This window comes from Neorhizobium sp. SHOUNA12A, assembly GCF_023006505.1.
GTDB lineage: Bacteria > Pseudomonadota > Alphaproteobacteria > Rhizobiales > Rhizobiaceae > Neorhizobium.
This window is the reverse complement of sequence record NZ_JALBGV010000027.1, coordinates 1-20,183: the sequence shown is the minus strand read 5'-3', so window position 1 is coordinate 20,183 and position 20,183 is coordinate 1. Positions and strand designations below refer to the sequence as shown.

Sequence of the window (20,183 nt, the reverse complement as noted above, 5' to 3'; positions counted from 1 at the left end):
AAAGTGCGGAGAATGGCATGGGTGAAGTGTTGACGCTCGATTGCGTCGTCATCGGCGGCGGCGTGGTGGGGCTGGCGGTCGCCCGCGAACTGGCAATCGCCGGCCGCGAGGTCGTGCTCCTGGAAGCCGAGCCGATGACCGGCAGCATCACCTCTTCCCGCAACAGCGAGGTCATCCACGCCGGGCTATATTACCCGACCGGTAGCCTCAAGGCTGAACTCTGCGTCGTCGGCAAACAGAAGCTCTACGAATACTGCCGCGACCGGCACATTCCTCACAAAAGATGCGGCAAGCTGGTCGTCGCCTCGAACGAGGCCGAAGTGGCCTATCTCGAAAAACTGCGGAAGCAGGCGCAAGCCAATGGCGTCGACGATTGCCGGTTGATCGACGGCGCCGAACTTGCCCGCCTCGAGCCACAGATCAGGGGCTTTGCAGCACTCGTCTCCCCCTCGACCGGCATCATCGACAGCCACCGCCTGATGGAAGCCTATATCGCCGACATCGAAGCGCATGGCGGCAGCGTCGTGCTCAACTCGCCCGTCCTTGGCAGCGAGCTTCTATCCGATACAGCGCGGCTTTCGGTCGGCGGCCGCGATCCCGTGGAGATCGAGGCGAACCTGGTGGTCAACTCGGCCGGCTTAAGCGCCTGGGCGATCTCCGAAGGCATGATCGGCCTCGACAGGAGAACTATCCCCGAGCGCCACTACGCAAAAGGCTGTTACTTCTCATTGACCGGCCGCGCGCCGACGGAGCGGCTGATCTACCCGGTGCCGGAGACCGGCGGGCTCGGCGTCCACCTGACCCTCGATCTCGCCGGCCAGGCGCGGTTCGGTCCGGATGTCGAATGGGTCGAGACGATCGATTACGACGTCGATCCCCACCGTGCCGACAAGTTCTATGGAGCGATCCGCCGCTACTGGCCAAATCTGCCGGACGGCGCCCTGCAGCCTGCCTATGCGGGCATGCGGCCGAAAGTAGTCGGCCCGAACGGGGGAGGAGCCGGCGATTTTGTCATTCAGGGGCCTGAAACGACCGGCCATCCGGCCTATGCCGCGCTTTACGGCATTGAATCTCCCGGCCTCACTGCCTCCTTGGCGGTCGCCGAAAGGGTGGCGCGCCTGACCTCGCGATGAGGGCAGGCGCTTGCCGCCTTAAAACGCTGCGCGCCTGTCGTGCTTGGCGAGACGGGTAAGCAGATAGTCAACTTCGGCCTTGGCGGTCGCGGAGAGCATCTGGGCCGGTTTGCGCTGCGCGTCCGAGGTGATGACGCCGCGCCGTTTCAGCACGTGCTTGCGGATCGCCAGACCGATGCCAGCCTGCTGCTCGTAGCGGATCAATGGCAGATGCGCATCGAACAGGTCATGCGCCTCGTCGCGCTGGCCGGCCGCGAAGAGGTTGACCAGTTCCGTTAGCATGTCGGGGAAACCGTAGCCGGTCATCGCGCCGTCGGCACCGCGTTCCGGTTCGAAATCGAGGAACATGCCGCCATTGCCGCAAAGGATCGAGAACGGGCGCAGTTCGCCCGCTTTCTGCATGGTGCGCAGCTTCGAGACCTTTTCGAGGCCCGGCCAGTCCTCGTGCTTCAGCATCAGGCAGGACGGGTGGTTGGTGACGATCCTGGCGATCACGCCCGGCGACATGACGACGGTCAGCGTCAGTGGATAATCCTGCAGCACCCACGGCACATCCTCGCCGACCGCTTCGACGGCGCCGGCGAAATAGTTGACGATCTGGTCGTCGGTGCGCAGTGCGGGGGTCGGGGCGATCATCACGCCGGCAGCACCCATCTCCACTGCATCCCGTGCCAGCGAACGCATGCCCGCAAAGCCCGGCGCCGAGACGCCGACGATGATCGGCACTTTGGCGCGAGAGACGACGCGCTTGATGATGGCGCGGCTTTCGTCCGGCTCCATCTTCGGCGCTTCGCCCATGATCCCGAGAATGGTGATGCCGGCGCAGCCACTCTCTTCATAAAAATCCGTCAGCCGGTCGATCGAGGCAAAATCGATCGAGCCGTCTTCGAAGAATGGCGTGGTGGCGATGGCGTAGACGCCTTTGGTCTCAATCCCGAAAGTCATTATTGCGCGTCCTTCCAGGCCTGGTAGCGGGCTTTCGTTTCGGCGTTCATCGGATAGAGGCCCGGCAGCGGCACGCCCCGGTCCACTTCGGTCATGATCCAGCCTTCCATGCGCTCCTGTTCCGGCGCCTCGGCGACAACCGCGTCGAGCAGCTTGGCGGGGATCAGCACCGCGCCGTCATCATCCACGACGACGATATCATCCGGGAAAACGGCGACACCTCCGCAGGAGATCGGCTCCTGCCAACCAACGAAGGTGAGGCCGGCGACAGAAGGTGGAGCGGCGATCCCGTCGCACCAGACCTTCATGCCGCTGCCGAGCACGCCTTCCGCGTCGCGCATCACGCCGTCGGTGACAAGCCCTGCCACGCCGCGCTTCGCCATCCGGGAGCAGAGAATATCGCCGAAAATGCCGGCATCGGTGACGCCGAGCGCGTCAGCCACCGCAATACAGCCTTCCGGCATCGCTTCGATCGCCGCGCGGGTGGAGATCGGCGACGCCCAGCTTTCCGGCGTCGCCAGATCCTCGCGGGCGGGCACGAAACGCAGCGTGAAAGCCGGCCCCACGACGCGGCCCTGACCCGGCTTCAGCGGCTTGGTGCCGCGCATCCAGACATTGCGCAGGCCCTTCTTCAAAAGCACCGTGGTCAGCGTGGCGGTGGAGACGCCCTTCAGCGTCTCGATGATCTTGGGGTCCAGCGGCATGAATTCTCCTTGGGAATCTTAAATGCCGCCTTCGCAGACGGCGGGCGATATTCGGTCGCGACTTCTCGTTCGTCAAGGAACTAACGCCCCTGTCGTCATTGACACCACCGCCGTCTGTCGAGGTATAACGTCTTTCAACACTGACACATGGGAGGATGAGACAGTGCTTTTTCCAACGACACTCGTCGGCAGTTATCCGCAGCCGGAATGGCTGATCGACCGCGCCAAGCTTGCGGGTCGTTTCCCGCCGCGCGTCCGCGCCAGGGAGCTCTGGCGCATCCCCCAGGAATACCTCGCCGAAGCACAGAACGACGCGACGATCATGGCGATCAAGGCACAGGAGGAAGCCGGTCTCGACATCATCACCGATGGTGAAATCCGCCGCGAGAGTTATTCGAACCGCTTCGCGACCGCGCTCGAAGGCGTCGATCTCGACAATCCGGGCTCGGCGCTCGATCGCTCCGGCCACCCGAACCCGGTGCCGCGCATCACCGGCAAGATCCGGCGCAAACATGCGGTAGAGGCCGAGGACGTGAAATTCCTGCGCAGCCACACTGACCGCAAGATCAAGATCACGGTTCCCGGCCCATTCACCATGTCGCAGCAGGCCCAGAACGACTTCTACACGTCGGAAGAAGAAGCCGCCTACGACTACGCCGACGCGGTAAACGCCGAGATCCGCGATCTCTTCGCCGCCGGTGCGGATGTGGTGCAGATCGATGAACCCTACATGCAGGCCCGGCCACAGAAGGCCGAGCAATACGGACTCGCGGCACTCAACCGCGCGCTCGACGGCGTCAAGGGGACGACGGCCGTGCATATCTGCTTCGGTTATGCGGCCATCATCCACGAGCGGCCGTCAGGCTATTCCTTCCTGACCCAGCTTTCGGGCTGCTCCTGCCATCAGGTGTCGCTGGAAACCGCGCAGTCGCACCTCGATTGCTCGACGCTGACCGGCCTTTCCGGCAAGACGCTGATGCTCGGCGTCATCGACCTGTCGGACATGAATGTCGAGACTCCGGAAACGGTCGCCGACCGCATCCGCCGGGCGTTGCCTTACGTCGAGGCGAAGAACATCATCGTCGCGCCCGATTGCGGCATGAAATACCTGCCCCGCGAGGTCGCGTTCGGCAAGATGAAGGCGATGGTCGAGGGCGCCAAGATCATGCGCCGGGAACTCGGCGAGGCTGCCTGATCTTCCAGTTGAGTGCGTGGATAACAGGGGCGATTGCCACGGCAATCGCCCTTTTGTTTTGCGGCCTCGGCGTCCGAGCACGCGTGATTCGGAAATATGTATCCCAAATATGTAAATTGTGACCATCATTGGCTTGTAGTCCAGCATATTGTATCCCAAATGAAATCGATGTATACATTGCACTAGAGGATTTTCGGCTGGCGGTTAGGCGATCTGCCCCACACAGGCTGGTCCGATAGGAAGATCATGACGACCCTTGTTCTCATACCCGGGCTTGTATCGGACGCCATCGTCTGGGCGCCCTTGGCCGAAGCGGCGTCTGGCGTCATGCCGGTTCATCACGCCGATCTCCTCGACGGCACATCAATCACCGGTATGGCTCAAAAGCTTCTCGACGAGACGCCGGACGAAGTCATCGCCGTCGGCCACTCGATGGGCGGGCGCGTCGCGCTGGAAATGGCTCGCATGGCGCCGGATCGGGTTCGCGGTCTCGTGCTGGCGAATACCGGTCATCATCCCAAGCGCGACGGCGAGGAAATCAAGCGGCAGCAGATGATCGATCTCGGCAACCGCAGCATCGAGGAACTGGCGCAGCAATGGTTGCCGCCGATGCTCGACCCGGCCCGGGTGGGTGACCAGGACCTGATCGCGCGCCTCCACGCCATGGTCGTCAGGGCAGGCTCGCAGGTTCATGAGCGCCACATTCGCGCCCTCATCGACCGCCCGGACGCCAGCGCCTATGTCGCCGATCTTGGCTGCCCGATCCTGCTTGTCGCCGCTCGCCAGGATGGCTGGAGCCCGATCGCCCAGCACCAGGAAATTGCCGATGCCGCGCCGGATGCCGAACTCGTCATCATCGAAAATGCCGGACATTTCGCCCCCGTCGAACGGCCCGTGGAAACCACCGCTGCCATCACCGAATGGCTGGCGCGCAGATTTGGAGAATCCCAATGAGTGAAGCAGCAGCTACGATACCGGATACCCCGCTTTTCGACCGGGCAGGCTCGATCCGCGGCTACCGGATCAACAAGATGGCGATGGCGCTTGGCCAGCCCGCCAACCGCGCAGCCTTCAAGGCTGACGAAGAAGCCTATCTCGACAGTTTTGGCCTGAGCGCCCATGAGAAGTCCGCAGTGATGGGCCGCGATTGGCACGAGATGGTCCGCCTCGGCGGCAATCTCTTCTTTATCCTGAAGATTTCTGCGGTCGATCCGACCCCGATCACCAGGATCGGTGCGGCCCAGGCCAGCATGGAACACGAAGATTTCTTGCATCTGAGACTGGGAAAAAAGCGCAATGGCTAAGATCATCGGTGGGCTTGGAACAAGCCACGTTCCCTCGATCGGCGCTGCGCTCGACAAGGGGCTGCGCGACACGCCGGATTGGAAGCCGTTCTTCGACGGTTACGAAGTCGGCAAGCAGTGGATGCGGGACGCCAAGCCCGATATCGCCGTCGTTGTCTTCAACGATCACGGCAATACCTTCTTCCTCGACCGGGTGCCGACCTTCGCCGTCGGGGTTGCCGAGACCTACAATCCGGTCGACGAAGGCTGGGGTCCGCGTGCCATCCCGGCATTCGAAGGGGCGGTGGATTTCTCCTGGCATTTCGTCGACAAGCTGGTCGAGCGTCATTTCGACCCGATGGTCTGCCGCGAGATCGAGGTGGATCACGGCCTGCAGGTGCCGATGGAACTGTTTTTCGGCCGGCCGGAAGCCTGGCCGGTGAAGGTCCTGCCGATCTGGGTCAACACCATCCAGTATCCGATCCCGACCCCGCAGCGCTGCTGGGATATGGGCAAGGTCCTGCGCGAAGCGATCGAAAGCTGGCCGGGCGACGAGCGCGTCGTCATCCTCGGCACCGGTGGCCTGTCGCATCAGCTGCAGGGCGCCCGCGCCGGCTTTATCAACCAGGCAGCCGACCGCGCCTGGCTCGACGGCATCGCCAGCAATCCGGAACCTTATCGCGCCATGAGCCGCGAGGACTATGTGGAACAATTCGGCTCCGAGGGCGCCGAACTGATCATGTGGCTCGTCATGCGCGCCGCGATGAACAGCGACGTCAACCTCATCCACAAGCATTACCACGCCCCGGCCTCGATGACCGGCGCCGGCATGGTCGTGCTGGAAAATGCGGCCTGATCCGATGTTCTTCCTGATGCGCTGCCTGCACCATGAAGGCCAGGATGCCGCCCGCGATACCCACCGACCGTCGCATCGGGCCTGGGTCCAGTCGGGCGGAGAAGGCCTTGCCGCCGTCCTGATCGGCTCGGCGCTCGTCGACGAGAGCGGTTCCGCGCTCGGCAATTTCGGCGTCCTGGAGGCCGCGAGCCTCGAAGAGGCGCAAGCTTTTGCCGAGGGCGATCCCTTCAATCGCGCCGGGATCGTGTCGGCGATCGAGCTGACGCAGCTGCCGGACACGTTCCAGGCGGCCCGGATCAGCGACCCGATGACCCCGCGAAAGCACGGCTGATCCCATTTCGGGCATTGAAATAGGCCGCGCCATCCAAGCAGGATGCGCGGCCTTTTGTCATTTGGTTCAGTCTCCGATCGTCTCGTGGGCATCCGCCTTGCCCTCGGCCCAATATCCGGCGGCCTTGATCCAGGTGAGCGGATATCCGCGCTTCTCGACCAGATAGGCTCGAACCGCACGGGCAACCGAGACTTCGGCGGCGACCCAGATGAAGGTCTCGGGCTCAAGCGCAATCGTATCGAGCAGCGAGATCAGCCCGGAGGCGTCCGTGGCGTGGGAAAGGGGGCGGTGCACCCAGAATGTCTCGAGCGACGCCTGTGTCTCGAAGACCTGTTCCTCTTCAGGCCCGGTGACCAGCCCGATACTCGTGATCACGGCGTCTCCGCCGGCCTCCTCGATACGCCGGCCCATCGCTGGAAGTCCGGTCTCGTCGCCGACAAGCAGCCAGCGGTTCACGCCGGAGATGACGGCCGAACCTCGCGGGCCGCCGATCGACAACGTGCTGCCCGGCACGGCATCCAGGGCCCATCGCGTGGCGGGACCGGCATCATGGACGGCGAAATCGAGCACCAGCGACCTGGCGTTCTGATCATACCGCCGGGGCGTATAGTCACGGCGCTCCGGTTCGCCGGTTTCGGTCGGCAGGAAAATCTTGACGTGGTCGTCCGGCGCAGCGCTGACGAAATCCGAAAGATCCTCGCCGCTGAGCGTGACGCGCAGCATCTGCGGTGTGATACGTTCGACGGTTTCGACCGTCAGCACGCGACGCTTGAGTTCGTGACGAATGCGCTCGATCTTGGGGGCGGAGGAGGTCTGGTCCTGGGTCGTAAGGTCGTTCATCTAAATCCTTTCACGGGATGTCGATATCGACCTGCCGGACACCGCCGCGCAGACCGAAACCGGCAATGCCCGGTCGATCAGCGCGTTGAGTGACGTTAACGCTTACGTGCGAAGCCTTGCGGCAATCGCAGTGTGAGCTTTAGGTAGGCGGGCAAAGCCCCGACGGCAAGGGTTGGCGAGCGTCAATTCCGGCAATTTTGCCAGTTGGGAAACTGCAAACAGCTGTCGTCAAGGTCATCGTCTTCGCAGCGATGGCCTCGACATCCACCTTCCCTGCACCAGATACCTCCCGTCGTTCAGCCTTTGTGAAGGACTGGCGGCCAATGTGCTGCGATCCCTGGGCGATTCGCCCGACAATATGGAGATGGCATGACGCTGCTGCAATTCCCCGCCGATCGGCGCACCGCTGACGTAAAACGCTGCGCTGAGGCGCTTCTGCGGCTTCACGGCGAACAAGCGAACCGTTTCTGGCGATCGGAAATGGCCGGTTTTGCGGCAGCTCTCAAAGCCCAGGGCGTGGCAGACGAGGAAATCTCCCGCCAGGCCGGTCTCTTTATGCACGCCGTCCAGATCCAGCTCCAGAGCGATTGCCTCGGCGACGAAACCAGCCTTGTGGCAGGTTAAACCCGCGCCGGCCTTTGCGCGGAGATGTCGGCGACGCAGGCGCTATGGAACAATTGGAGATAAGTGGTGCCGCTTGCAGGACTCGAACCTGCGACCCCATCATTACGAATGATGTGCTCTACCACCTGAGCTAAAGCGGCACGGGCAGCGACCGGGTTTGCCGGGGCTGCGAGTGATGCGGCTGATACAGGCAATGACCTGCGATTTCAAGCGGGCTTTTTGGCTTCGCGACGATTTTCCTGGAAAGACGGTTATTATCCGGCCCTTAGTTTAAACTGCGAGGCGCTCGCGCGCCGCCCGGTATTCGTTTTCCAGCCGATCGACGAGTTCCGCGACCGGAACCACCGCCTTGACCGCGCCGACACCCTGGCCTGCCCCCCAGATCTCCTTCCAGGCCTTCGGTCCGCTGACCGCCTGGTCGAAATCCATCTTGGACGGATCGGCGACCGGAAGGGCGTCCGGGTCCATGCCGGTGGCGGTGATCGAACCCTTGAGGTAGTTGCCGTGGATGCCGGTGAAATAGTTGGAATAGACGACGTCGGCGGCATTCGAGTCGACGATCATCTGCTTATAGCCCTCGACGGCGCGCGCCTCCTCTGTGGCGATGAAGGGCGAGCCGATATAGGCCATGTCGGCGCCCATGGCCTGAGCCGCCAGAATACCGCCACCGGTGGCGATTGCGCCGGCAAGCAGCAGCGGCCCGTCGAACCATTCCCGGATTTCCTGCACCAGTGCGAAGGGCGAGAGCGTGCCGGCATGTCCGCCGGCGCCGGCGGCGACCGCGATCAGCCCGTCGGCGCCCTTGCGGATCGCCGAATTGGCGTGGCGGTTGTTGATGATGTCGTGCAGCACGATGCCGCCATAGGAATGCACGGCGGCATTCACCTCCGGCACTGCGCCCAGCGAGGAGATGACGATCGGCACCTTGTATTTCACGCACATCATCAGGTCGTGCTCCAGGCGCTTGTTGGATGTATGAACGATCTGGTTGACGGCAAAGGGAGCGGCCGGCCTGTCGGGATTGGCGGCGTTATGGGTGGCGAGATCCTCGGTGATCATGGCCAGCCACTCGTCGAGTTGGCTTTCCGGCCGGGCATTGAGCGCCGGGAAGGCGCCGACGACGCCGGCCTTGCATTGCGCCAGCGTCAGTTCCGGGTGGGAAATGATGAACAGCGGCGACGCGATCACGGGCAGGCGAAGCCTGTCCTTGAGGACTGCTGGAAGCATGGATCAAAAACCTCCCGATTGACCTTTACGCAAACGTAAATCCGTCTACCAGATCGCGGAGGCCCCGAAAAGCCGGTGGAAAGATTTTCGAAGCAGATCGCCGGGAGGCCCGGCAAAGGCACCCGACATATCCTGTCCTTATTTTTGGCCATGGTGCAGTCGAATGCGGTGCTTGCAGTTCGGCGGCGGAGAGGTTACCGAAACGTAAACTCCCGCGCAGTGGGTAAGAGTATGAAGAAGGACCGGCAGTGAGCGGTTTGGAAACGGCCATCAGGAACGCACTGGATCGCTCGAACCGGGCGGACCGGGAGATCAGGGCGCGTATTTATCAGTCGGCGCGTCAGGCGCTGGACGCCGGCCTTCGCAAGCAGGGCGTTACCGACCGGCTGATCATCATGCAGCAGCATGAACTTCTGGAGCGGAAGATCCACGAGATCGAAATGAGTGAAGTCGAGCGCCTGGCCGAACCGGTGCCGGGCCCCGCCGTCGAGCTCGAACCGGAATTGCGATATGCCGCAGAACCGATGGCAGTGGAGTCTCCCGTCATGGAGGCTCGGCCGCGGCCTGAAGCACAGCAACGGTCGGCGCCGCCGTCCGTCGCGCCGCCTGTCGATACCGTTTCTGGTGAGACGCGCGCGCCAGCTGCCGCGGCCATGTCTCCCGGCGATCTCGGCGGCGTCAGCCCCGCGCGCGGCGAGCGGATCGAAGCCGAGTCATTCGAACCGGCACCTCAGGCGAAAGCGGCAAAGCCGGGCAGGACGAACAGGAACGCCCGCCCGCCATCCGATAGCGGACTGGACGTCCCCCCGGAGCGGGCCGCCAAACCGCGAAAGCGTCGCGGTTTCCTGTCGCATCTCCTGACCTGGGTCATCACCCTCGGCGTGGTTGGCGGCGCCTGCTGGTGGTTCTATCAATCCGGCCTTGTGCAATCGATCATCGAGGAAGCCACGAAGTCGGCGGACCGCTCGGTCGCCGGCCAGGGATCGGGAGGCCCAGTCGCCTTCGATCCGCGCCGCGGCTTCTCGGATGAATGGGTGGAAATCTTCGTGCCCTCCAAGGCGGCGGAAATGAAAGCCGGCGGCCAGGCGAAAATCGAGACGGTCGCCGCCTCGGAAGGGCAGGCCGTCCGCATCGCATCGGCAACGTCAGGCGAGGGCGGCGATGTCTCTGTCGAAGTACCACCGGAAGTGCTGCGCGAAATGGCCGGGAAGAGCTCGACGGTGGCGCTGACCCTGCAGTCGGGACAGAACAGTTCCGCGCAGCTGTCGGTCCGCTGCGATTTCGGAAGCCTCGGCAGCTGCAGTCGCCATCGCTTTACGGCAACGCAGGAGAAGCTGGAGGCCCTCTTCCGGGTAACCTTCGAGCGGTCGCTCGCGCCCAACCGGCCCGGTCGCCTGATCTTCAACAGCGGCATCGACGGCGCGGACCGGGCGGTGCTGCTCTATTCGGTGCGCATCCTGCCCGGTCAATGAGGTCTATTTCAGGAATTTCGGGCCGAAACCGAAGATCTTGTCGTCGATCTCGCCGACAGCGTCCTTGTCCTTGCCCTCATAGTCGAGCGATAGCAGGATGTGGCGGATGACGTTGAGGCGGGCGCGGCGCTTGTCGTTGGCCCGCACGACGGCCCATGGCGTCTCCTTGTTGTGGGTTTTTTCGAGCATCGCGTCGCGCTTCTCGGTATAGGCGTCCCACTTGTTGAATGCGGCGATATCCATCGGCGACAGTTTCCAGATCTTGAGCGGATCGTGGCGCCGGTCATGAAAACGCTTGAGCTGCATCTCGCGGCCGATATCCAGCCAGAATTTGAAGAAGATGATGCCTTCGTCGGAAATCGTGTCTTCGAAGCGCGGCACCGCCTTCATGAAATCCTTGTACTGCTCCGGCGTGCAGAAGCCCATCACCGGCTCGACGCCGGCCCGGTTATACCAGGAGCGGTCGAAGAGCACGATCTCCCCTGAGGTCGGGAAATGCGAGATGTAGCGCTGGAAATACCACTGGCCGGCCTCGGTCTCCGTCGGTTTGTTGAGCGCCACCACGCGGGCCGAACGCGGATTGAGATAGGCATTGATCGAAAAGATCGTGCCGCCCTTGCCGGCCGCATCACGCCCCTCGAACAGCGCCATCATCCGCTTGCCGGTCGCCTTCAGCCAGAACTGCACCTTGACGAGCTCGACTTGCAGCTTTTCGAGCTGCTTTGCGTATTTGTCCTTGTCCAGCTTATCGTCATGGGGATATCCGCCGGAGCCAAGAGCACGTTCCTCGATCCAGGCCGGTAACGCCGGGTCATCGATATCGAACCGCTTGAGCTTGCCGTTGATGTCGATATCGACTGCCCGGCTTTCGGTCTCATCCGCCATGATAGTGCTCCCTCCGATCGATCCGCCGCATGGGGGCGGTAGCCGATATGTAACGCAAGTTGGAAATTCCGCTACAGTCCGGATAGCGTCATTTTTGCGATGCGCACTCGGAAGCGATGTATATCTGTCATGCAGGGGATATATGAGCGCGTGTTCAACCTGTGAAAGCTGCGAGTCTGTCTGTGGGGTCGGTACTGGAGAAATGGCGTCGGGGTCTGGGCACGCTTGCTGCGAGGGCTCGGCAGGAGCGACCGCTGTTGCTGCTTCTGACCCTTCTGGCAACGATCGCGTTCCTGGTCGGAATGGATTGGGTGGGCGTGCTCGTCGGCTGGCTGCTGCTGGTGCTGGTCGTTGTCGGGCGCAAGCCCGTCGTCCTTCCGCCGCCGGTCCCGGAGATCGTTGAGGAAGAGCAGCCGGATTTCCAGCCGCTGCCTCAGGTGGCCGCAACGCTCAGTGCGCTCGATATTCCGGCTTTCGTGCTGGGCGAGGATATAACGGTGCTCTACCAGAATAAGGCTGCCGAGAAGGCCTTTGGTACCCTTTCGCCCGGATTGCACCTTTCGGCCCGGCTGCGGTCGCCCGGCATTCTCGACATGGTGCGGGAAACCATCGCCACCGACGAGCCGAACCAGATCGAGCATTCCGAGCGGCTGCCCTCCGAGCGTGTCTATACCCTGCGCATCGCACCCATCGATCTTGGTCAGCCGATGCAGCAAAGCTCGGAAGACGTGGTGCAGAAGCTCTATCTCCTCTCTTTCAGGGATATTTCGGAGTTGCGCCGCATCGACCGGATGCGCTCCGATTTCGTGGCCAATGCCAGCCATGAACTGCGCACCCCGCTTGCGTCGCTGCGAGGGTTCATCGAGACCCTGCAGGGGCCGGCGCGCTCCGATCCGGCCGCGCACGAGCGGTTCCTCGCCATCATGTTCGACCAAGCGACGCGCATGAGCCGCCTTGTCGACGATCTCATGTCGCTGTCGCGCCTGGAGCTCAAATCCCATATCGCTCCGGACCAGACGATCGACCTGAAGCCGCTGATCGGTCATGTGCGGGATGCGCTCGTACCGCTCGCCGACGATCTCGGGGTAGAGATCCGCACGCACCTGCCGGAAGGCAAGGTGGAGGTTCTGGGCGATCGCGACGAGCTCGTCCAGGTTTTCGAAAACCTGATCGAGAACGCCTGCAAATACGGCCAGGAAGGCAAGTTCGTGGACGTCTATCTGCGCAACGGCGCCTCCGATCCGGTGGAAGTGACCGTTGTCGACCAGGGGCCGGGCATTCCGGCCGAGCACGTTCCGCGGCTTACCGAGCGCTTCTACCGGGTCAGCGTGGCCGACAGCCGTTCCAAGAAAGGCACGGGCCTAGGCCTTGCAATCGTCAAGCACATCCTGACCCGCCACAGAGCACGTCTGATCGTGAAGTCGGAAGTCGGCAAGGGAAGCGAGTTCACCGTCAGATTCTGACATAAAGGGCTCTCTCTGCAAAGCTGTGCATTGCATTTCCGTTTAAATATCAAATACTTGATATGTCACAAATGTTTCACCGAACTGACATAAAAGAGAGGTGCTACAGCGGCTAAGACAAGCGGGCCGAGCGTTGGCGAGAGCGAGAGCCAGCGCCGTCCGCATTCACACAAGCCCATGACGGGAGATTCCTCATGAACATCCTTAAACTCTCTGCAGCTGCCTTGGTGGCCTCCGTTGCGTTTGCCGGCGCCGCCGCTGCACGCGACCAGGTCCAGGTTGCCGGGTCCTCCACCGTTCTTCCCTATGCGAAGATCGTCGCCGAATCCTTCGGTGAAGCCTTCCCGAAGTTCAAGACCCCGATCGTCGAGTCGGGCGGCACCGGCGCCGGCCTCAAGGAATTCTGCAAGGGCGTTGGCGAAGCCACGATCGACGTTGCAAACGCTTCTCGCCCGATCAACAAGTCTGAAGCCGAAGCCTGCAAGGCAGCCGGCGTCACCGACATCCAGGAAATCCGCATCGGTTACGACGGTATCGTTTTCGCGACCGCCAGCAGCAACGGCGACATGAAACTCGAGCCGAAGGACCTCTACAAGGCTCTCGCCGCTCAGGTCGTTGTTGACGGCAAACTCGTCGCCAACCCCTACAAGAACTGGTCGGACATCAATCCGACGCTTCCGAAGGGTCCGATCGCCGCCTACATCCCGGGCGAAAAGCACGGCACCCGCGAAGTTTTCGAACTGAACGTTTTGGCCGCAGGCTGCAAGGATGCCGGTGCAACCGACGTCATCGCCAAGGAAATCGCTGACAAGGCTGCCCAGGCCAAAGCCTGCGTTGCTGTTCGCAAGGACGGCGTTGCCGTGGACATCGACGGCGACTACACCGAGACCCTCGCTCGTATCGCTGCCAACAAGACCGGCGTCGGTGTGTTCGGCCTCGCCTTCTACGAAAACAATGCCGACAAGCTGAAGGTCGCCACCATGCGCGGCATCAAGCCGACCTCGGCCACCATCGCCGACGGCACCTACCCGGTTTCCCGTCCGCTGTTCTTCTACGTGAAGAAGGCTCACCTGGGCGTCGTTCCGGGCCTCAAGGAATACGTCGAGTTCTTCCTTTCCGACGACATGATCGGCCCTGACTCGCCGCTCATCGAGTACGGCCTGGTTGCTGCTCCTGACGCACAGCGCGAACAGGGCCGCAAGGACTTTGCCGCTGGCAAGACCATGTAATCCAAAGAACGGCGCCGCTTTTGGCGGCGCCGTTTTCTCTTCCGATCGATGGCCTTTGCATCGGCGGAATCGTCGGTTTTGTGGCGATGGTGTTGCGCAGTGCGCGATGGCGAATGCGATCGGTTCCGATGAACGGAGCTGGGCGGTGATGGGTTGCCGCCGAAAGCGGTACGCCGGGGGATTATGATGAACACATCACTAATATTATTGATTTTGGCAATAATCGGCATAGCCGGTTACGTCACCGGTGCCCGGTATTCAATGGCACTGGTCGGAGGGATTTCCTCCAAACTTCATTCACGGCCCGGATATTACGGTTCTTTTGTCGCTGTCTGGGCGATCCTGCCGGCCGTCGTCATTCTCTTTGTCTGGCTGGTCGCCAGCCCGATCTATATCAGCTCCTCGGTCCGCGGTGCGTTTCCTGAGGAGGTGAAAACCCAATCGCAGGCCGAGCAGGGCCTGAGCTACGGCATGATCACTTCGATCGCCCGAGGCATGAATGCGCTGACCGGCGACGAGATTGCCCGCGTCGAGAATAATCCAGTCGAGCTGCGTGCTGCGCTTGGGGCCAAGGGCGTTCCGCTTGCGGGCGATCCCCAGCCCTTCATGGTCAAGGCCGCCGCGGTCCTGAACAGGATGACCTTCGTCAGCCGCATCCTCATGACGATCGTCGTGCTGGCGGTTTCCATCGGCGGGGCGTTCTTCGCCTATCGTCAGATTGCGCCGCGCTTCCGCGCCCGCAACCGAGTGGAAAAGGTGGTTCTCGGCAGCCTCGTCGTCGCCTCCTCGATCGCCATTCTGACCACGATCGGCATCGTCGCCTCGATGCTGACCGAAGCGGCCCACTTCTTCACCGCTATTCCCGCCTGGGAATTCTTCTTCGGCACGGTATGGGATCCGCGTTTTGCTGCTGCCGGTTCTGGCGGCTCCGAAGGTCAGTTCGGCCTTATTCCGCTGCTGCTCGGTACGCTCTATATCGGTTTCGTCGCGATGCTCTTCGCGGTTCCGATCGGCCTCTTTTCGGCAATCTATATGTCGGAATACGCCTCGCCGAAGGTCCGCTCGGTTGCGAAGCCTTTGCTCGAAGTGCTCGCCGGCATTCCGACCATCGTCTACGGCTTCTTCGCCTTGACGACCGTCGGCCCGTTCCTGCGCGATATCTCCTCGCAGCTGAACGGCCTCGTCACCGGCGACTATGCTAACTTCATTCAGGCACAGAGCGTTCTGACCGCCGGCTTCGTCATGGGCATCATGCTGATCCCCTACGTCTCCTCGCTGTCCGACGATATCATCACGGCGGTGCCGCGTGCCCTGCGTGACGGCTCGCTCGGCCTCGGCGCCACCCGTTCGGAAACCATCAAGAAGGTCGTCCTGCCGGCCGCTCTGCCGGGCATCGTCGGTGCACTCCTGATGACCGCATCGCGCGCCGTCGGCGAGACCATGATCGTCGTGCTTGCGGCCGGTGTCGCCGCCCGCCTGCAGATCAACCCCTTCGAGCCGATGACGACCGTGACCGTCAAGATCGTCAATCAGCTGACGGGTGACCTTGAGTTCACCTCGCCGCAGACCCTGGTTGCCTTCGCGCTTGGCATCACGCTTTTCGCCATCACGCTTTGCCTCAACATCTACGCGCTTTATATCGTGCGCAAATACCGGGAGCAGTACGAATGACCGATGTGGTTTCTCCCGCCGCCGGCATCTCCAGGGCCAAGTCCGTCCGTCGCGATATCGGCATCAAGCGCCGTTACGCCGCCGAGCGTCGCTTCCGTGCCTATGGCATCGCCGCGCTTTCCTTCGGCATCATCTTCCTGATGCTTCTCCTGTGGTCGGTGGTCTCCAAGGGTTACACCGCCTTCCAGCAGACCATGATCACCATGCCGGTCGAGTTCTCGCAGCAGATCATCGACCCGCAGAACGAACGTGCCACCAATCCGCAGAAGCTGATGACGGCCAACTATCCGGTCGTCGCCCGCAACGCTCTCGCCAAGCTGCTCAACGTCAGCGTCGATGACCGTGTCGCGGCCCGCGCGGTCGGCCAGATGCTGTCGGATGGTGTCCGTGTTCAGCTGCGTGACCTGGTCATCGCCAATCCGGCGATCATCGGCACGACGCAGACGGTAAGACTGCTTGCTTCCGGCGATATCGACTCGGCCTACAAGGGCCAGATCGACCTCGATGTCAGCCAGGAGAACCGCAAGATCAACGACCAGCAGCTCGGCTGGATGACACAGCTCTCCGACAGCGGAGCCCTCGCCAAGCACTTCAACGGCGGCATTTTCGTCAACGGCGCATCGAGCCGTCCGGAAGCAGCCGGTGTCGGCGTCGCACTCATCGGCTCGTTCTACATGATGCTGATCGTGCTTGTCCTGGCGCTGCCGATCGGCGTCGCTGCTTCGATCTATCTCGAGGAATTTGCCCCGAAGAACAAGTTCACCGATCTGATCGAGGTGAACATCAACAATCTCGCGGCCGTTCCCTCGATCGTCTACGGTCTGCTCGGTCTGGCGGTGTTCGTCAACTTCATGGGCCTGCCGCGCTCGGCCTCCTTCGTTGGTGGTCTGGTGCTCACCCTCATGACGCTGCCGACGATCATCATCGCGACGCGCGCCGCCTTGAAGGCCGTGCCGCCTTCGATCCGTGCTGCCGCCCTCGGGCTCGGCGCCTCGAAGATGCAGACGATCTTCCACCATGTCCTGCCGCTTGCCATGCCGGGCATCCTGACCGGCACCATCATCGGCCTGGCCCATGCCCTTGGCGAAACCGCACCGCTGCTCCTGATCGGCATGGTGGCATTCGTTGCCAACTATCCGACCACGCCGCTCGACCCGTCGACGGCGCTGCCGGTCCAGATCTACATGTGGGCGAACGAAGCTGAGCGCGCGTTCGTCGAGCGTACCTCGGGAGCAATCATCATCCTGCTCCTGTTTCTCATCCTAATGAATGTTGGCGCAATTCTCTTGCGGCGTCGCTTCGAGCGGCGCTGGTAGAAGGAGTATGACAATGAATATGATGTCAGAATCGGCAGTAGAAAAGGCGCTGGACCAAAAGATGAGCGATGCTTCCCACAAGATGATCGGTAAGGACGTTTCGGTTTATTACGGCGAAAAGCGTGCGCTTTTCGACGTGAACCTCAACGTCCGCGAAAACACTGTGACGGCTCTCATCGGTCCTTCCGGTTGCGGCAAGTCCACCTTCCTGCGCTGCCTCAACCGCATGAACGACACGATCGAGAATTGCCGCGTCACCGGCAAGATCACCCTCGACACGGACGATATCTACGACAATAACATCGACGTCGTGGAACTTCGCGCCCGCGTCGGCATGGTTTTCCAGAAGCCGAACCCGTTCCCGAAGACCATCTACGAGAACATTTCCTACGGTCCGCGCATCCACGGCCTTTCCAAGAACAAGGCCGACATGGATCAGATCGTCGAGGCGAGCCTGCAGCGCGCCGGTCTCTGGACTGAAGTCAAGGATCGTCTGCATGAATCCGGCACCGGCCTCTCCGGCGGCCAGCAGCAGCGTCTGTGCATCGCCCGCGCGATCGCCGTGTCGCCGGAAGTCATCCTCATGGACGAACCCTGCTCGGCTCTCGATCCGATCGCGACCGCCAAGGTCGAAGAACTCATCCATGAACTGCGTGCCAACTACACGATCGTCATCGTGACGCACTCGATGCAGCAGGCTGCCCGCGTCTCGCAGCGCACCGCCATGTTCCATCTCGGCCAGCTCGTCGAGGAGAACGACACCGACAAGATGTTCACCAATCCCGACGACCAGCGCACCCAGGATTACATCATGGGCCGCTTCGGCTGATCCAGCCGACTGTGCCGCCTGAAAATCAATTTTGAGGACTAGAAGATGGCATCGACCCATATCCTGTCGGCTTATGACGACGAACTGAAATACCTGAGCCGCCGTATCTCCGAAATGGGCGGCCTCGCCGAGCAGATGTGCTCGGACGCCGTGCGCGCGCTGGTCAATTCCGACGCCGCACTCGCCCAGAAGGTCATCTCCGACGACGTGATCCTCGATCACGCCGAGCGCGAGATCGGCGACAAGGCGATCATCACGATCGCCCGCCGCCAGCCGGTTGCGGCTGACCTTCGCGAGATCGTCGGTTCGCTGCGCATCGCCTCTGATCTGGAGCGCGTCGGCGACCTCGGCAAGAACACCGCCAAGCGCGTCATCGCGGTTCAGGGCACCGGCGTGCCACGCAAGCTCGCCCGCGGTCTGGAGCATCTCTCCGATCTCGCCCTCGTGCAGCTCAAGGACGTCCTCGACGTCTATTCGACGCGTTCGGCGGAGAAGGCCGAGGCGATCCGCAGCCGCGACGAGGAAATCGACGCGATGTACACCTCGCTGTTCCGCGAGCTCCTCACCTACATGATGGAGGATCCGCGCAACATCACCACCTGCACGCATCTGCTGTTCTGCGCCAAGAACATCGAGCGTATCGGCGACCACGCCACCAATATCGCCGAGACCATCTACTACATGACGACGGGCGCCCAGCCGGAAGGCGACCGTCCGAAGGACGACTCGTCGAACACGCTCGGCGCGATCACCGAATAGAACTGACGGAGCAGGCCACGAATGCTGCCGAAAATCGCTGTCGTAGAAGACGAAGAAGCGCTGAGCGTGCTTCTTCGTTACAATCTGGAAGCCGAGGGTTATGAGGTCGATACCGTTTTGCGGGGCGACGAAGCCGAAATTCGGCTTCAGGAGCGGGTACCCGACCTTCTGATCCTGGACTGGATGCTGCCCGGCGTTTCCGGCATCGAACTCTGCCGCCGGCTGCGCATGCGCCCGGAAACGGAGCGCCTGCCGATCATCATGCTGACGGCCCGCGGCGAGGAGAGCGAGCGTGTTCGCGGCCTCGCCACCGGCGCCGACGACTACGTGGTGAAGCCTTTCTCGACGCCGGAACTGATGGCCCGCGTCAAGGCGATGCTTCGCCGCGCCCGTCCCGAAGTGCTCTCCAGCGTGCTCCGTTGCGGCGATATCGAACTCGACCGGGAAACCCATCGCGTTCACCGCAAGAGCCGCGAAGTGCGCCTTGGCCCGACCGAGTTCCGCCTGCTGGAATTCCTGATGGCCTCGCCTGGCCGCGTTTTCTCGCGGTCGCAGCTTCTGGACGGCGTTTGGGGTCACGACATCTATGTCGACGAGCGCACCGTCGACGTGCATGTCGGCCGTCTCAGGAAGGCGCTCAACTTCTCCAATATGCAGGATGTCATCCGCACCGTCCGCGGCGCGGGTTATTCAATGGAATCCTGAGAGGCGGCTTTAAGCCGCCTCGGTCTGCCGCTGCCATTCCGGCAACGGAAAGATCCGGTCGTAGGCCCAGTTGAACACGAAGGCATAGACCACGTAGAAGACTGCGAACGACACGTCCATCGTCAGCGCATGGACGAGGCTTATACCGAGATACCAGGCGATCAGCGGCAGAAGCGCGATCAGCAGTCCAAGTTCGAACAGCACCGCATGCGCCACGCGTATGGCGGTGTTTTTCTGCGTGCCGCCGGTAAAGCGCTGCATCAGGTGGTCGAAGCCGAGATTGTACAGATAGTTCCAGCCAGTGGCGATCGTCGCGCTGCCGATGCCGACCACGCCGATATCGGCGGCCGGCATGCCGAAGGCGAAGGAGCCGAGTGGTGTGATGAGAGCGAGCCCGATCAGTTCGAAGCTGATGGCATGGCGGATACGGTCGCGTGTGGAGCGCATGATGACCTCCTGGGGTGCTTTCCGGGCCGTCCCGGAGTTTCTGCCCGAATGGGGGAGGTCGTCCTCGCTGACCTTCAGATAGGTGCAATGCCGATCCGGAGCAAGGCTTGGCCGGCATATCTGCCGTGCACAACAAAAAAGCGGGCCTTGAGCCCGCCCAGACTGCTGACAAACCCGTCGATATTTTCGGCGGGTTTTGTTTTTGTGGATTTGTTTTTCCGCCGGGAGGTCTTGGCGGGAGGCGCAGAAGGATGGGCTGGCTCATGCCG

At 62.2% G+C, this 20,183-nt stretch carries 22 protein-coding genes and 1 tRNA gene; 15 read left to right on the top strand and 8 right to left on the bottom strand.

Going from position 1 to position 20,183, the window contains the following annotated elements:
* Nucleotides 1-17: 17 nt before the first annotated feature.
* Nucleotides 18-1,133 (top strand): NAD(P)/FAD-dependent oxidoreductase, encoded by a 1,116-nt coding sequence (locus MOV63_RS14300; protein WP_247034385.1) that lies wholly within the window; start codon nt 18-20, stop codon nt 1,131-1,133.
* 18 nt (nt 1,134-1,151) lie between these two features.
* Here MOV63_RS14300 and MOV63_RS14295 read toward each other — a convergent pair whose 3' ends face one another.
* Both MOV63_RS14295 and MOV63_RS14290 read right to left on the bottom strand, forming a co-directional pair.
* Nucleotides 1,152-2,078, bottom strand: a complete 927-nt coding sequence (locus MOV63_RS14295) for a dihydrodipicolinate synthase family protein (protein WP_247034384.1) — start codon at nt 2,076-2,078, stop codon at nt 1,152-1,154.
* Nucleotides 2,078-2,782: a ribonuclease activity regulator RraA gene (locus MOV63_RS14290; RefSeq protein ID WP_247034383.1), complete on the bottom strand. Its 705-nt coding sequence runs from the start codon at nt 2,780-2,782 to the stop codon at nt 2,078-2,080. The genes MOV63_RS14295 and MOV63_RS14290 overlap by 1 nt, the downstream gene beginning before the upstream one ends.
* Before the next feature lie 163 nt (nt 2,783-2,945).
* Here MOV63_RS14290 and MOV63_RS14285 point away from each other — a divergent pair, with 163 nt between their 5' ends.
* From MOV63_RS14285 to MOV63_RS14265, 5 genes are all read left to right on the top strand, one after another.
* The gene (locus MOV63_RS14285) at nt 2,946-3,977 is read left to right on the top strand and encodes a uroporphyrinogen decarboxylase family protein (RefSeq protein ID WP_247034382.1); all 1,032 of its coding nucleotides are present in this window, start codon (nt 2,946-2,948) and stop codon (nt 3,975-3,977) included.
* A gap of 246 nt (nt 3,978-4,223) precedes the next feature.
* Nucleotides 4,224-4,931, top strand: a complete 708-nt coding sequence (locus MOV63_RS14280; RefSeq protein WP_247034381.1) for an alpha/beta fold hydrolase — start codon at nt 4,224-4,226, stop codon at nt 4,929-4,931.
* Entirely contained in the window at nt 4,928-5,281 is a 354-nt protein-coding gene (locus tag MOV63_RS14275; RefSeq protein ID WP_046603184.1) for an extradiol ring-cleavage dioxygenase, read from the top strand. Before MOV63_RS14280 ends, MOV63_RS14275 begins: the two co-directional genes overlap by 4 nt.
* Nucleotides 5,274-6,116 (top strand): class III extradiol dioxygenase family protein, encoded by an 843-nt coding sequence (locus MOV63_RS14270; protein ID WP_247034379.1) that lies wholly within the window; start codon nt 5,274-5,276, stop codon nt 6,114-6,116. The genes MOV63_RS14275 and MOV63_RS14270 overlap by 8 nt, the downstream gene beginning before the upstream one ends.
* Nucleotides 6,106-6,447 (top strand): YciI family protein, encoded by a 342-nt coding sequence (locus MOV63_RS14265; RefSeq protein ID WP_247034378.1) that lies wholly within the window; start codon nt 6,106-6,108, stop codon nt 6,445-6,447. Before MOV63_RS14270 ends, MOV63_RS14265 begins: the two co-directional genes overlap by 11 nt.
* A 66-nt stretch (nt 6,448-6,513) precedes the next feature.
* Here the strand turns inward: MOV63_RS14265 and MOV63_RS14260 are convergent, their stop codons facing one another.
* On the bottom strand, nt 6,514-7,287 hold the full coding sequence (locus MOV63_RS14260) for a siderophore-interacting protein (RefSeq protein ID WP_247034377.1): 774 nt from the start codon (nt 7,285-7,287) through the stop codon (nt 6,514-6,516).
* 369 nt (nt 7,288-7,656) lie between these two features.
* On the opposite strand from MOV63_RS14260, the gene MOV63_RS14255 reads away from it, so the two are divergent.
* Nucleotides 7,657-7,911, top strand: coding sequence for a DUF6074 family protein (locus MOV63_RS14255; RefSeq protein WP_038539407.1), 255 nt, complete (start codon nt 7,657-7,659; stop codon nt 7,909-7,911).
* Between the two features lie 64 nt (nt 7,912-7,975).
* On the opposite strand, the gene MOV63_RS14250 is transcribed toward MOV63_RS14255, so the two are convergent.
* Both MOV63_RS14250 and MOV63_RS14245 read right to left on the bottom strand, forming a co-directional pair.
* A tRNA-Thr gene (locus MOV63_RS14250) sits at nt 7,976-8,051 on the bottom strand.
* A 130-nt stretch (nt 8,052-8,181) separates the two neighbouring features.
* On the bottom strand, nt 8,182-9,138 hold the full coding sequence (locus tag MOV63_RS14245; RefSeq protein ID WP_247034376.1) for a nitronate monooxygenase family protein: 957 nt from the start codon (nt 9,136-9,138) through the stop codon (nt 8,182-8,184).
* Nucleotides 9,139-9,386: 248 nt separating this feature from the next.
* Here MOV63_RS14245 and MOV63_RS14240 point away from each other — a divergent pair, with 248 nt between their 5' ends.
* Nucleotides 9,387-10,610, top strand: a complete 1,224-nt coding sequence (locus MOV63_RS14240) for a hypothetical protein (RefSeq protein ID WP_247034375.1) — start codon at nt 9,387-9,389, stop codon at nt 10,608-10,610.
* Nucleotides 10,611-10,613: 3 nt separating this feature from the next.
* On the opposite strand, the gene ppk2 is transcribed toward MOV63_RS14240, so the two are convergent.
* Nucleotides 10,614-11,495, bottom strand: a complete 882-nt coding sequence (ppk2, locus tag MOV63_RS14235; protein ID WP_247034374.1) for a polyphosphate kinase 2 — start codon at nt 11,493-11,495, stop codon at nt 10,614-10,616.
* Between the two features lie 194 nt (nt 11,496-11,689).
* On the opposite strand from ppk2, the gene phoR reads away from it, so the two are divergent.
* The 7 genes from phoR to phoB all read left to right on the top strand — a co-directional run bounded on the left by phoR (nt 11,690) and on the right by phoB (nt 19,467).
* The gene (gene phoR / locus MOV63_RS14230) at nt 11,690-12,958 is read left to right on the top strand and encodes a phosphate regulon sensor histidine kinase PhoR (protein ID WP_405029336.1); all 1,269 of its coding nucleotides are present in this window, start codon (nt 11,690-11,692) and stop codon (nt 12,956-12,958) included.
* A 194-nt stretch (nt 12,959-13,152) separates the two neighbouring features.
* Entirely contained in the window at nt 13,153-14,187 is a 1,035-nt protein-coding gene (locus MOV63_RS14225) for a substrate-binding domain-containing protein (RefSeq protein ID WP_038539421.1), read from the top strand.
* A gap of 186 nt (nt 14,188-14,373) precedes the next feature.
* The gene (pstC, locus tag MOV63_RS14220; protein WP_247034372.1) at nt 14,374-15,858 is read left to right on the top strand and encodes a phosphate ABC transporter permease subunit PstC; all 1,485 of its coding nucleotides are present in this window, start codon (nt 14,374-14,376) and stop codon (nt 15,856-15,858) included.
* Nucleotides 15,855-17,174, top strand: coding sequence for a phosphate ABC transporter permease PstA (gene pstA / locus MOV63_RS14215; RefSeq protein WP_247034371.1), 1,320 nt, complete (start codon nt 15,855-15,857; stop codon nt 17,172-17,174). The genes pstC and pstA overlap by 4 nt, the downstream gene beginning before the upstream one ends.
* Before the next feature lie 13 nt (nt 17,175-17,187).
* Complete coding sequence (gene pstB / locus MOV63_RS14210) at nt 17,188-18,003, top strand: phosphate ABC transporter ATP-binding protein PstB (protein ID WP_038539427.1); 816 nt, start codon at nt 17,188-17,190, stop codon at nt 18,001-18,003.
* A 45-nt stretch (nt 18,004-18,048) separates the two neighbouring features.
* On the top strand, nt 18,049-18,762 hold the full coding sequence (phoU, locus tag MOV63_RS14205) for a phosphate signaling complex protein PhoU (protein WP_038539431.1): 714 nt from the start codon (nt 18,049-18,051) through the stop codon (nt 18,760-18,762).
* A gap of 21 nt (nt 18,763-18,783) precedes the next feature.
* Nucleotides 18,784-19,467 carry a phosphate regulon transcriptional regulator PhoB gene (gene phoB, locus MOV63_RS14200; protein WP_038539434.1) on the top strand — a complete coding sequence of 228 codons (684 nt, stop codon included), beginning with the start codon at nt 18,784-18,786 and terminating at the stop codon, nt 19,465-19,467.
* A gap of 9 nt (nt 19,468-19,476) precedes the next feature.
* Here the strand turns inward: phoB and MOV63_RS14195 are convergent, their stop codons facing one another.
* Both MOV63_RS14195 and MOV63_RS14190 read right to left on the bottom strand, forming a co-directional pair.
* Complete coding sequence (locus MOV63_RS14195; protein ID WP_247034370.1) at nt 19,477-19,914, bottom strand: PACE efflux transporter; 438 nt, start codon at nt 19,912-19,914, stop codon at nt 19,477-19,479.
* A gap of 74 nt (nt 19,915-19,988) precedes the next feature.
* The coding region (locus MOV63_RS14190; protein WP_247034369.1) for a hypothetical protein at nt 19,989-20,183 on the bottom strand (195 nt) is incomplete at its 5' end.